Genomic DNA, 12444 nt, shown 5'->3' with positions numbered 1-12444 from the left:
GATCTGCGCGCAACGGGAAAATCCGTTGTGCTATCAATGGATTGGCGCGGATGTTGGGGGGTGTATGCACAGACTTTTCCCCGTTAACTGTGGACAAGTCCAGTGCCTCCAAAACGTGCAACTTCTCTGTCGCGTGGTGCATTGGTGTTTCCGATCAACGGCTTAGCTTCGCTGTCCAGAAGTTGTGCACAGGGCTGCCAACAAAATCTGTGGAAAAGGTGGGTGGGTTTCGAGGCCGCTCGAGCTGCCGTTGCTGCGATTGGGAACGCTGTGGGTTAACTGAAACGCATCAAGGACTTGATGCGGTCTTCCAAGGGTTACGCACAGGGCTGCCAACAAAATTTGTGGGTAACTTTGGGCGGCTTTGTGCGAGTTCCATGAACTTCTGTTCCGCTCAGATTCAAAATGCTCACCTGTTGGCTTCGGCTCAGACAACAATCCAACCAGACCATCTGTTTTGTGCGGACAACCAATCGATGATCATCAGCGGACACGTGTTGCTCAAGCGCTCCGCCGCCGATCATGACCGCACACTGGCTGAAGGCAGTGGCCCGCCCGGCAACGCGGTGCCGCGTCTGCCGGAGACACACCCGATCTGCCAACCCTGTTGAATGCACGTTGCCCCTCGTTTCCTGTTATCGAGCGCGCCCTGAATTGGATGAACATGCCAGGAACAACTGCAAGCGTTTAAAGCGCACATCCCGTCCCATCGAACTGGCGTAGCAGGCCGCCAAGGTGTATCCCCAGTTCTCGCTAGCGCGTGGTTGATTGACGACGCTCAAGCAGTGTCGGTATGTCTCAATGTGTTCATGCGCAATGAATCGGACTGCGTACCGATTTGGGAATTGTCCTGTTGTGAGCGGTTAGCTTGTCCATCCAGCATAGGGGCATCGCCGATCGCGTTGCGGCGCCGGCACGATACATGGAGTAATGGAAATGTCAGACCGACAGGAGCGACACGTTGGGGTGGCCGCATGAGACGAGCCATTCTGAAACTTGGAGACAAGACAACGTCTGACGGTGTTGTACTCGAAGGCATCGACAGTTGCAGGCACCACGGCACGCCAATGACGTTCATCGGCGCGAAGATATGGTGTCCCGCGTGCAATTCGGAAGGCGTGATTGGCTGGAAGGGGCCGCACCGGAAGGCAACCATGATGGGCAAGCAGCAGGCCGTGGAAGGCGATATCTGCCTGTGCAACTGCGATCCGCCGCCGGTACTCCTGGCCTCGCAGAACAGCGCCTGGCATGTGTTCGATGCGCACGAGTTGGGAGAAGCAACGGGTGCAGGTCAGTCGATGGCTGGCAGCGATCCCGGCAGATATGACGAACAAATTGCGCTCAGGGACGGCAACGGGCGCCCGCTCGCGGATACGTACTACACGCTACGTCTACCAAATGGCGCCTTGATTCACGGCACTACCGACCGCGCAGGCCGCACTGCGAGACATGTAACGGATGGCGCGAGAAGTATCGCTATTTTTCTCGGTCACAGGGGGTAGGCATGTTTGATCGACTCGTTGCAGACGGCAACAGCACCACTACGGGTGGTGAAATGATTGGCCGTATTAACCAATACAACAAGGCCGGGAAGAAAAATCACTTTGGTCACAGACAGGAGGCGTAATGCCTGACGCACTTTGTGTGGTAACGACGAACACCGATCCTAACTCAATCGTCACGGCCTACACACAGCGCTTTTGCAAGCCGTGGACTATAAGTGACGATGGCATTTCGTTCATTGCCGTTTGGGAGTCGGGAGTTTTGAATGGAGTCTATAAAGGCCATGAGGTAACAGAGGGATTCATCCTTACGGCGTACCTTGACAACGTTGGCATCCCAACGGTGGGGTGTGGACATCGTATTTATCCTGCCGACAAGATAAAAGTGGGTGATACGATCAGTCTTGAGCGCGCCCGCGCGTTTAAAAAGAAGGCTATTGATCGTGTAGAGGATCGAATAAATTCAGATGTTAAGGTTCCGTTATTTCAGTTCGAATATGACGCTCTCGCAAGCATCATCTTTAATTGCGGTCACAACGACGGAGCAAAGGAGATTGTCAAAAAAACAAACGCGGCCGAATATCGAGAAATGTTCGACTATATATTGAAATATCGCGTCGGCACAAATAAGGGTGTTGGACATCGACGCTTCGCCGAAGCGCGGTTGTTTGCAGCGGGAGTTTATGATGCTTCTCACTAGGACGCATGTTACCTGTCTCGTGTCGATTTTTATGCTTTCCGGGGCTGCCTCCGCTAAGACCAGTTCCGATTGCTTAACGCATTTAGGCGGGGGCTATGGCGATGCGCTATGTTATCGAGCCCTGAGTATTGATTTACTCGCAGAAAACGAAAAATTGTATAGAAGCGTTCGTGCCACTATACCCGCTCGAAACGATCACGCTACGTTGCTTGATCAATATGTGATAGCGGAGAGCTCGGCTACAAAATTCTGCAATTTGCAGCGCGATGCCGGGTCGAAATGGGAGAAATCGCCTGATGGATCAATGTTTCCAGCAATATACGAACAGTGTGTTTACGAAACGCGAGTTGCCCAGAATAAGTTCCTTCGTAGTTTGTCGGATATGGTGAAATGGTAACCATCAACCCCGTTCTAATCTGCAAGGAAATATGAAAATTCGAACCTAATATATCTACCCGATGTCGCTATGGTTTGCCGTGCGCAAGTGCTTTGCGAGCACTGGTCTGTTCGTTGAGTCAGCGTGGATTGGTGACGGATAAGAAAACGGACCGCTCATATTCACGTCGCGCATTCTCGTTCTCCGCCTTGGGAAACGTGGTGGATTCGTCTTGCCAACCAACCAGGTTTCCACAGCCCCACAAGTTTTCAGGATGAACAATTTCGAGCCGGTGCGAAGATACCCGCCCCTCGTCCCCCAGGCCGCCGGTCCTTGCCATGAAACTCCCCATGTTATTCAAGTCGCTGTTCGATTTCGAAGCGGATACCCCGGCGCTCGATGTGCCGCCTGAGCCTCCAGTGGAGGAGCCGAATCCTCAACCGGAACCGGCCCCGCACCCGCAAGCCGAATCTGTTCAGCCCGACGAACCGAAACACGACCCCGACCCACTGCTCAACAGTATCGACACCCTAGGCAAGATCGTTCTCGCCCTCGACGCACAGCTTCGCGCCGAGCGCAGCAGTAGCGCTCAGCTGCGCAACTGCCTGACCGACGAACTGACATCGCTCCAAACAGCGCTCCTCCACTAACGACTTAACCTTGAGTTATGTCGACGCAACCGATTTCATTTGCCGCATCGCTGCGAGCCATGAATACTCGGGTACGGCGCAAGAAACGCCGAGAGACCATCCGGAGGAGACTCGATGAAAAAGGTTGCAACGCTCGCAGCAGTCGTCATGGGATGCACATACCTCGCGCCGGTTAAGGCGCAAGACACCACGAGCGCTACCCTTAAAAAAATCCGCGATACAGGCGTGATTTCCCTGGGCGTACGGGAATCGTCGGTGCCGTTTTCCTACTACGACAGCGAGCAGCACACGATCGGCTATGCGCAGGATATCGCGCTGAAGATCGTCGACGAGGTGAAAAAGGAACTGAAGCTCGACAAGCTCACGGTCAAGGAAATTCCGATCACTTCGCAGAACCGCATTACGCTGGTCCAAAACGGCACGATCGATATCGAGTGCGGCTCGACCACGCACACGAGAGATCGCGACAACCAGGTGGCGTTCACGAACAGCTTCTTCCAATACGGCGTGCGCCTGATTGCGAAGAAGGATTCGGGGATCAAGGACTTTCCCGATCTGGCGGGTAAGACCGTCGTGACCACGGCGGGCACGTCGGAGGACCGGCTGCTGCGCGAGATGAACAACGACAAGAAGATGGGCATGCAACTCATCGCCGCCAAAGACCACGCGGAGTCGTTTCTCAACGTGAAGACGGGGCGTGCGGTCGCCTTCGTCATGGACGAGCCGCTGTTGTACGGCGCGCGTGCCAAGGAGGCGAACCAGCAGGACTACCTGATCACCGGCACGCCGCCGCTCTCCGAGGTCTATGGCTGCATGGTGCGCAAAGACGACCCCGCCTTCAAGAAACTGGCCGATGGCGTGATCGCTCGCCTGCAGACTTCGGGTGAGGCGGAGCGGCTGTACACCAAGTGGTTTACGCAGCCCGTTCCGCCCAAGGGGATGAACCTGAACTATCCGTTGTCCAACGAGAATCGGGAGCTGTTTTCGCATCCGAATGACCGGGCGCTCGATTGATTGCAGGCTCGCGTATTAAAGCGGCGGCCGTACCCAAGCGGCCGCCACTCACGCTTACTTCGCTTGCCCTTCCTGCCATTCCTCGCTGGCTTCCACATCGCCCGCCACTGAGTAGAGCACGCGCGTATTGCGCGTCTTGAGAAAATCTTCAAGGGTCTCTCCGCGCATGGCCGCGTAGATGTGAAGATTCGAAGTCCCAACGACTGCGCCCAGCTTTTCCAGCATGAAGAAGATCACGCCGTAGTGAATCAGCCCGCGCCAGTCGCGGCGGCGCACGAGATCCTTTTCCTCTTCGCTCAGCCCGGCCTCGGCAAACGAGCGCTCCGGGTCCGCAAGAAATGCGCGCCGATGCCCCTCGTCGACCATCGCGTGCAGATACTTGTTAAGCCGGTACGCCTTCACACTCGATTCGAGCCCGAACGGATACGTGCCCTTAAGCTTCTCCGCGCCGGCCAGTTGCCGCGCCATGTGCTGGCGGTGCCGCGCCTGCGCCTCACCCGTTGGCGCCATCGCCGTGTTTTCGAGCACGAGCGTGCCGATGCCCGTCATCGAAGGCAGGTAGTAGCCGCTGTGCACCTTCTTCACGTTGCCGCTCAGCGCGCCGCGCATGATCAGCCACATGATGACCTCCGCGCCTTCGAGCCCGCCCAGTTGTGCGTACTCCGCATGCGTCATCTCCGCGAGCGCTTGCGGGTCGTTCGTGATGGCGTCGAGGAAGCGGTGGTCCCAGTCCACGTTGTTGAAGCCCGCGTGTTCGCCGTGCACCTGGTGCGAGAGGCCGCCCGTCGCCATCACCACCACGCGCAGGTCCTCGGGATAACTCTCGATCGCGCGTCGCAACGCCTGGCCGAGCTTGAAGCAACGGCGGGCGGTAGGAATCGGGAACTGCAGCACGCCCACCTGCAGCGGCACCACGCGTGTGGGCCAGCCCCGTTCCGTGCGGTCGAGCAGCGCTGACATCGGCGAGAAGAAGCCGTGGTCGAGCGGCTTGTCCTGGAAGAACGACATGTCGAACTCGTCGCTCATGAGGCTCGTGCCGATATGCCGTGCGAGCGCCGCGTGTCCGCCAATGCCGGGCAGGTCGCGTACGCCACCGCCTTCGTCGGCGACCTGGTATTCGTGGCCGATGCCGAGCGCGAACGCCGAGTAATGGTCGAAGAAGAACGACGTCACGTGGTCGTTGTAGACGTAGACGATGGCGTCGGGCTGCTGTTCGCGCAGCCAGCGCTTGACCGGCTCGAAGCTCTCGAAGATCGGCGCCCAGGCCGGATCCTGCTCCTTGTGCGCGTCGTGCGCGAAGCCGATGGTCGGGGTGTGCGAAACGGCGATGCCGCCAACGATCGTGGCCATGTCTCCCTGCTCCTTGTTTGCGAGTGGTTGATATCAATGGCGCCAATGTAGGGTTGACGGGAGGTTATGTAAATTGACTTATCCTCGAAAATTTCATAACGTCAGGTTATGGAAAATAAAGGATCCCGGCGGCGTGCGAAGGCCGACATCGATGCAGACGCCGCCCGCGAAGCGGCGGAAGAGGCACAGCGGCAACTCGCGTCGAGGCTGCGTCTGCGGCATTTGAACTGTTTCGTGGCGATTGCTCAGGAGCGCACGCTCGCGCGCGCGGCGGCGCGATTGCATTTGAGCCAGCCAGCCGTTTCGAAGACGCTCGTGGAGCTCGAACAATGGGCGGGCGCGCGTCTCGTTGAACGCGGGCGAAACGGCGCGGCGCTCACGGCGCAGGGCGAGCGCTTCCTGCGCTATGCGCTCGACGCAACGCGCGCGGTCGAGGCGTCCGCTCTCGCACTCGCGCGGCAGGACGCGCATGCGGCGCCAGCGGTGCGGCTGGGAGCGTTGCCAACCGTGGCGACGGCGTTGCTGCCGGAAGCCCTGCTGCGTTTCAAGGCGTTGCGTCCGCAAGTGGGCGTGAAAATACATACCGACTCGAATGCCGAGCTACTGCGTGCGGTGAAAGCAGGCGAGCTCGACCTGATGGTGGGGCGCATGGCCGAGCCGGCGATGTTGCAGGGCGTGTCGTTCGAGTATCTCTACACGGAGTCGCTCCTCGTCGTGGTGCGCGCGGGGCATCCGCTCGCGAACGAAAGCGGCGCGCCCTCGCTTGGCGCCGTGCTCGGCTTTCCGCTCGTGATCGCGGGCGAGCGCACCGCGCCGCGCCATCACACCGAGGCGTTTTTCGAAACGCACGGCTTCGCCGTGCCTGAAGGCGCGATCGAAACGCAATCGGCTTCGGTGGCGCGCTTGATCGTCGCGGGTTCGGACGCCGTGTGGGTCGTGCCGCAGCGCGTCGCGCAAAGTGACATCGACGCTGGGCTGCTCTTGCAGATCGACGTGCCGGCCCCGCAGGGCGTGGAGCCGATCGGCATTCTTAGGCGCAGCACCGCGACGCTCGACGAAACAATTGGCGTCCTCGCGCAGCAATTGCGCGAATGCGTTCAAGCGGTGTGATGCGTGCATCGTATTTAATTGGAAGTGCGAATTAATCTGAATGTACCGCTGACCAGGATTCATCGGATGAATTCAGGACGCACCGACTCGCTTCGAATCACGAAAATTACATTTACCTTAACGATGACGAGCCTTTCCAATCAGCCCACCCAACTGTTGTTCATATACCGAAATCAATTGAAAGAGACTGAAATATATGGAATGATATCGATTCTCATTACCGCGAAACTCTCCGCGGCCAAACAACAAGACCAGCCAGCCTAGCGTCGTTTCCCTCGGTCCTTTCGGGGCGGCCCAGCCAGCCAATTCACCCGCGTCGTCCGCGCCCGTTTTGCGCGCGTCGCACGGCCGGGTCGTATGCCTTGCACAGGGACCTCATGCTGAACCGGACGCCGCTCGCGAGTGCGCTCGCGCTGACCTTTGCTGTACCTTTCGCTACGACTGCACTCGCGCAAAGCGCGCCTGCCACCGCAGCTGCCACTGCAGCCACTGCCGCTTCGGGGGCGGCCGCCGCGCAGAGCAATCAGACGTTCCAGACCGCGCAGGCGGAAAGCGCCACGAACAACGCCACGCTGCCCACGATCTCCGTGTCGGGCCAAAGCGATGCCCAGGATTTCCAGGCGGAACGTTCGACCGTAGGCGCGAAAACGCCCACAGCGCTGCGCGATATTCCGCAGTCGGTCACGGTCATCAACAAGGCGGTGATGCAGTCGCAGGGCGCCACGTCGTTCCAGGATGCGCTGCGCAACGCGCCCGGCATCACGATCGGCGGCGCGGAAGGCGGCCAGATCGGCAACAACATCAACCTGCGCGGTTTCACGGCGCAAAACGACATTTACCTCGACGGCTTTCGCGACCGCAACCAGTACTACCGCGACACCTTCGACCTCGAGTCGATCGAAGTGCTCTACGGCCCCTCGTCGATGCTGTTCGGCCGCGGCTCCACGGGCGGCGTGATCAACCAGGTCACGAAGCAGGCGAACCTCAAGCCGCTCACTGAAGTGTCGACGACCATCGGCACCGACGACCGCTATCGCGCGACGCTCGACGTGAACCGTCCGCTCGGCGATCACGCGGCCTTCCGTCTCAATGCGTTCGGCCAGTCGATGGGCTCCACGCGCGATGTGATGAAGAACAAGGACTACGGTTTCGCGCCGGAGCTGCGTTTTGGCATTGGCACGCCGACCGAGGTCACGATCTCGGCGCTCATCCAGCACAACTACGACATGCCGGACTACGGCGTGCAGGCCGTCAACGGCCATCCGTTCGCGCCTTCGAAGAGCACGTTCTATGGCCTCACCGACGACCGCACGATCCAGGATGTGCAGACGGTTCAGGCGCGCGTGGACCATCGTTTCAACGACCAGTTCAAGATCACTAACCAGACGCAGTTCTCGCACTCGCTCACCGACGCGCGCGAGACCGCGCCCGGAGCGGTGCTAACGGGCCCGCTCGCTTCGAGCACGGCCCTCAAGAACGGCAACTTCACGAACCTGCCGCTCGAAGACCTGTACATCAAGCTTGCGAGCCACGACCGCGTGATCGAGAACCACTCGATCTACAACGATACGATGGCGCAATACAAGTTCACGACAGGCTTCCTGAAGCACGAGATGCTCGCTGGCATCGAGCTGGGCCACGACAGCTACACGAATCAGGCTTCCACGCGCAACAACCTGCCGATTCTCTCGCTGCTCAACCCGGTCTATATTTCGACCCCCTCGAACGTCACGACAACGGTAGGCAATCACGCGGAGTCGGGCGCAAACACGTTCGCCGCGTACTTCAACGAAACCATGTCGATCGGCGAGCACTGGAAGCTCATTGGCGGCGTGCGTTGGGATCGCTTCCAGGCCCATATTGCCAACACGATCAGCGCGCCGCTCTACGCGGACCAGACCAATACGTTCACGAGCGTGCGTGCCGGGGCGATCTATCAGCCGACCGACTGGCAGTCGTACTACTTCTCGTACGGCACGTCGTTCGATCCGTCGCTCGAAGCGCTCACGGTCACGAACAATACGCAGAACCTCTCGCCCGAACATACCAAGTCGTACGAAGTGGGCGCGAAGTGGGACCTGCTGGGCGGCAATCTTTCGGTTACCTCAGCATTCTTCCAGCAGGAGATGGACAACGCGCGCACGCAAACGTCGACGGGCGAGTACACGCTCGAAGGCGACATTCGCGTGCGTGGCTTCCAGGCGGGCGCAACCGGCCACATTACCAACAAATGGCAGGTGTTCGCGGGCTACACGTATATGGACGGCGTGGTTCTCAAGGCGCTCGACGGCACCCAGGGCAACACGCCGGCGAATACGCCGCGCAATACCTTCACGCTGTGGACCACGTATGCATTCACGCCGCATTGGGAAATTGGCGGCGGCCCGACCTATATGTCGGCGCGTTACGCAGCGAACACGAATTACGTGGAAGTCGGCGGTTATACGCGCTGGGACGCAATGGCCGCGTACCACGAGAAGAAGTGGGACGTGCTGCTGAACCTGTTGAACCTGACCAACAAGTTCTACTATGACGCCCTCATCCAATCGGACGGCGGACGTTCGGTGCCGGGCATTGGCCGCACGTTCCTTGCGACGGCCGACTACCGGTTCTGATTGCGGCGCCTTACGCGTGCGCCGACCTTTTTGCGTGCCGTCACGCGAAGCCCGCATAATGCGGGCTTTTTGCGTCACTGCGTGCAGGCGCACGAACGCGGCTGCTTTGCCGCTTATGCGGCACAACGAAGGAATTGACGATGCTGGTTCACGTCCCCAATGTACTGACGCCTGAGCAGGTTCACGCGCTGCGCGCACGCCTCGACAACGCAGGCGACGCCTGGGTGGACGGCCGCGCGACGGCCGGCTGGTCCGGCGCGCCCGTCAAGCGCAACGTGCAGATCGCCGAGCACACGCCCATCGCACGGGAGCTTGGCGACATGGTGCTCGCGGCCATCGAGCGCAATCCGCTCTTTATTAGCGCGGCGCTGCCGAATCAGGTGTATCCGCCGCTCTTCAACCGTTATGAAGGCGGCATGACGTTCGGCAGCCACGTGGATGGCGCCGTGCGCGTGCTGCCCAACGGCGTGAAGCTGCGCACCGACGTTTCGTGCACGCTTTTTCTCTCGTCGCCCGACGAATACGAGGGCGGCGAACTCGTGGTCGAAGACACCTATGGCGTGCAGGAAGTGAAGCTGCCGGCGGGCGACATGATCGTGTATCCGGCCACGAGCCTGCACCAGGTCACGCCGGTCACGCGCGGCGCGCGCGTGGCGAGCTTCTTCTGGGTGCAAAGCCTCGTGCGCGACGACACGAAGCGCGCACTGCTCTTCGACATGGACACCGCTATCCAGCGCCTGAACGCAAGCGACGCCGACGCTCAGGCGCGGCGCAGCCTCGTGGGCTGCTACCACAATCTTTTGCGACTTTGGAGTGAAACATGAGCTTTCCCGATACCGCCGAGATCGACGCGACGGCAACGCCGCGCACACGTCTCGACGTCGAACAGCGCGAGGAGCGCACGAAGCGCTCGCGCCGCGCGACCTTCATCAAGTGGCTGCGCAAGGTGCACGGCTGGGTGGGTCTGTGGGGCGCGGCGCTCGGCCTGCTGTTCGGCGCAACGGGGTTCGTGCTCAACCATCGCGCCGAGCCGCTGCGCATCTCTCCTGGCGCCCCCCAAGTCTCGACGGTGCAGATCGCCGTGCCGGACCCCGCCCCCGAAACACCGCGCGAAATGGTGAAATGGTTGCGTGCGCAACCTGATTTGAAGCTTCCGGCGCGCATGGGTCGCGTGCAGAAGGAGCCTGAGCACAACGTGGCCTGGGGCGATCGCACAGTCGTGCAGCCCGAACATTGGCAGATGATGTTCACGTCGCCCGGCGAGAGCGTGATGGTCGAGTACTGGGTGGACGACGACAAGCTCACGCTCAAGCGCAACGACAACTCGCTCGTCTCGACGATTACCAACCTGCACAAGGGTACGGGCATGAGCGTGGGCTGGGTGCTGTTCATCGACAGCTTCGCCGGGGCGCTCATTCTGCTTTCGCTCACGGGCGTGCTGCTGTGGACGGAGCTGAACAAACGCAAGACGGTGGGCGCCGTACTGCTGTTCGGCTCGATTATCGTGGCGGTGTGCGTGGGCCTCGCGTAAGCGGCAATGCGTGAATCAGCAAACGGGCGCGAACGTCAACGTTCGCGCCCGTTTCTCTTTCAGTCCTTCACGCCGCGTTTGCGCAGCAAATACGTGTCCATGATCCATCCGTTCGCCTCGCGCGCCTGTGCGCGCACGCGGACGATCTCGTCTTTCACGTCTTCCAGGCGGCCCGACATCAGGATCTCGTCTGGCGTGCCGACATAAGCACCCCAGTAGATGTCGAGGTCCTCGCCCGCGAGCTGCGCATACGCGTTTTGCGCGTCGAGCATGACCACCGCACTCTCCACGTCCTGCGGAAAGCCACCCTCCGCGAGCCGTCTACCTGTCGTGATGCTTACCGGCTTTCCGATGAAGTTCAGCGGCACGCGATGCTTCGCCGCGAGCGCCTGCACGCTGCTGATGCCCGGAATCACCTCGAAGTCGAACGCCAGCCTGCCATCGGCGAGAACGGAATCGAGAATGCGGATCGTGCTGTCGTAGAGCGACGGATCGCCCCAGACGAGAAACGCGCCGCATTGGCCGTCCGTCAATTCTTCTTCGATCAGGCGCTCGAATACGCGCTGCTTGTCGCGATTGAGCTCGTCCACGGCGGTCTTGTAATCGAGGCCTTCATCGCGGCGCCGCTCGGGGCTCGTCGCTTCCACGATGCGATAGTCGTGGTCCTTGATGAAGCGCGCGCAGATTTCCTTGCGCAGCGCGACGAGTTTGTCCTTGGCCGCGCCCTTGTCCATCACGAAGAACACGTCGGCGGCGTTGAGCGCTTCGATTGCCTGGACGGTCAGGTACTTCGGGTCGCCCGCGCCAATGCCGATGATAAGGATCTTTTTCACGTTGCAGTTCCGGAAATGGAGTCGTCGGTGCGGCGCAATGATAGCGCGAGTTCCGCGCCCGCCCGCAGGGGCAATTTTCTTCAATACGCCAGCGTTGCGCACGTCTACCCTCTGCGCTTACTGATCGCCCATGGGCGTAGCGAGGAAAACTGTGAGCACTGCCTTGTCGATGGCCGCCTTCGCGCTGGCCACTTCCATCACCCCTGGACCCGTCAATATTGTTGCGTTGAGCGCGGGCGCGCGCTACGGGCTGCGCGCGAGCCTGCGCCACGTTACCGGCGCGACCGCGGGCTTCGTGTTGCTGTTGCTGCTGATCGGCCTTGGCATGCACGAACTGTTGACGCGCGTGCCGTTTCTCACGCGCGGGCTCGAATGGGCGGGCGTGGCTTTCCTGCTGTACGTTGCGTACCGGCTCGTCGCCGACGATGGCCGCATCGACTCCCCGAACGCGTCGCGCGGCCCCTCGCTGCTGGTGGGCGCCACGATGCAGTGGCTCAACCCCAAGGCGTGGCTCGCCTCGGTGGCGGGCATGGGCTTGTACGTGGCTCCCGGCGAAAGTGCGCTTGTCTGGCAGTTTGCTGCGATCTATTTCGTCGTGTGCTATCTGTCGATTGCGTGCTGGGCGTGGGCGGGCGCGTCGCTGCGTCAGGCGTTGCGCGAACCATCGCGCGTGCGCTTCGTGAACCGAGCGATGGCGTTGTTGCTTGCCGGCAGTGCGGTTTGGCTGGTGCTTGCCTGAATGCGCGACGACGACGTTGGCCAG

At 60.4% G+C, this 12444-nt stretch carries 13 protein-coding genes; 11 read left to right on the top strand and 2 right to left on the bottom strand.

What is annotated here, in order from left to right:
* Positions 1-377: 377 nt before the first annotated feature.
* The 6 genes from U5A52_RS03810 (at position 378) to U5A52_RS03785 (ending at position 4242) form a co-directional block, all read left to right on the top strand.
* Positions 378-611 carry a hypothetical protein gene (locus U5A52_RS03810; RefSeq protein WP_321933991.1) on the top strand — a complete coding sequence of 78 codons (234 nt, stop codon included), beginning with the start codon at positions 378-380 and terminating at the stop codon, positions 609-611.
* 363 nt (positions 612-974) lie between these two features.
* Positions 975-1502 (top strand): PAAR domain-containing protein, encoded by a 528-nt coding sequence (locus U5A52_RS03805; RefSeq protein ID WP_321933990.1) that lies wholly within the window; start codon positions 975-977, stop codon positions 1500-1502.
* A gap of 2 nt (positions 1503-1504) precedes the next feature.
* A complete protein-coding gene (locus U5A52_RS03800; RefSeq protein WP_321933989.1) occupies positions 1505-1627 on the top strand; it encodes a hypothetical protein in 123 nt (40 codons plus the stop codon).
* Positions 1627-2202 (top strand): lysozyme, encoded by a 576-nt coding sequence (locus tag U5A52_RS03795; protein WP_321933988.1) that lies wholly within the window; start codon positions 1627-1629, stop codon positions 2200-2202. The genes U5A52_RS03800 and U5A52_RS03795 overlap by 1 nt, the downstream gene beginning before the upstream one ends.
* Positions 2203-2916: 714 nt before the next feature.
* Entirely contained in the window at positions 2917-3228 is a 312-nt protein-coding gene (locus U5A52_RS03790; protein ID WP_321933987.1) for a hypothetical protein, read from the top strand.
* 114 nt (positions 3229-3342) lie between these two features.
* Positions 3343-4242: a transporter substrate-binding domain-containing protein gene (locus tag U5A52_RS03785; protein WP_415773457.1), complete on the top strand. Its 900-nt coding sequence runs from the start codon at positions 3343-3345 to the stop codon at positions 4240-4242.
* 54 nt (positions 4243-4296) lie between these two features.
* On the opposite strand, the gene U5A52_RS03780 is transcribed toward U5A52_RS03785, so the two are convergent.
* Positions 4297-5592 (bottom strand): gallate dioxygenase, encoded by a 1296-nt coding sequence (locus U5A52_RS03780; RefSeq protein ID WP_321933986.1) that lies wholly within the window; start codon positions 5590-5592, stop codon positions 4297-4299.
* Positions 5593-5700: 108 nt separating this feature from the next.
* On the opposite strand from U5A52_RS03780, the gene U5A52_RS03775 reads away from it, so the two are divergent.
* The 4 genes from U5A52_RS03775 to U5A52_RS03760 all read left to right on the top strand — a co-directional run bounded on the left by U5A52_RS03775 (position 5701) and on the right by U5A52_RS03760 (position 10848).
* A complete protein-coding gene (locus tag U5A52_RS03775) occupies positions 5701-6702 on the top strand; it encodes a LysR substrate-binding domain-containing protein (protein WP_321933985.1) in 1002 nt (333 codons plus the stop codon).
* A 377-nt stretch (positions 6703-7079) separates the two neighbouring features.
* Positions 7080-9317 carry a TonB-dependent siderophore receptor gene (locus U5A52_RS03770; RefSeq protein WP_321933984.1) on the top strand — a complete coding sequence of 746 codons (2238 nt, stop codon included), beginning with the start codon at positions 7080-7082 and terminating at the stop codon, positions 9315-9317.
* A gap of 140 nt (positions 9318-9457) precedes the next feature.
* Positions 9458-10141 (top strand): Fe2+-dependent dioxygenase, encoded by a 684-nt coding sequence (locus U5A52_RS03765; RefSeq protein WP_321933983.1) that lies wholly within the window; start codon positions 9458-9460, stop codon positions 10139-10141.
* Positions 10138-10848 carry a PepSY-associated TM helix domain-containing protein gene (locus U5A52_RS03760; RefSeq protein WP_321933982.1) on the top strand — a complete coding sequence of 237 codons (711 nt, stop codon included), beginning with the start codon at positions 10138-10140 and terminating at the stop codon, positions 10846-10848. Before U5A52_RS03765 ends, U5A52_RS03760 begins: the two co-directional genes overlap by 4 nt.
* Before the next feature lie 59 nt (positions 10849-10907).
* Here U5A52_RS03760 and cobF read toward each other — a convergent pair whose 3' ends face one another.
* A complete protein-coding gene (cobF, locus tag U5A52_RS03755; RefSeq protein WP_321933981.1) occupies positions 10908-11681 on the bottom strand; it encodes a precorrin-6A synthase (deacetylating) in 774 nt (257 codons plus the stop codon).
* A 151-nt stretch (positions 11682-11832) separates the two neighbouring features.
* On the opposite strand from cobF, the gene U5A52_RS03750 reads away from it, so the two are divergent.
* The gene (locus U5A52_RS03750) at positions 11833-12420 is read left to right on the top strand and encodes a LysE family translocator (RefSeq protein ID WP_321914437.1); all 588 of its coding nucleotides are present in this window, start codon (positions 11833-11835) and stop codon (positions 12418-12420) included.
* The last annotated feature ends 24 nt before the right edge of the window (positions 12421-12444 follow it).

The sequence above is a fragment of the Paraburkholderia sp. J8-2 genome, from assembly GCF_905220195.1.
Taxonomy (GTDB): domain Bacteria; phylum Pseudomonadota; class Gammaproteobacteria; order Burkholderiales; family Burkholderiaceae; genus Paraburkholderia.
This window is presented reverse-complemented; position numbering and strand designations above follow the sequence as displayed.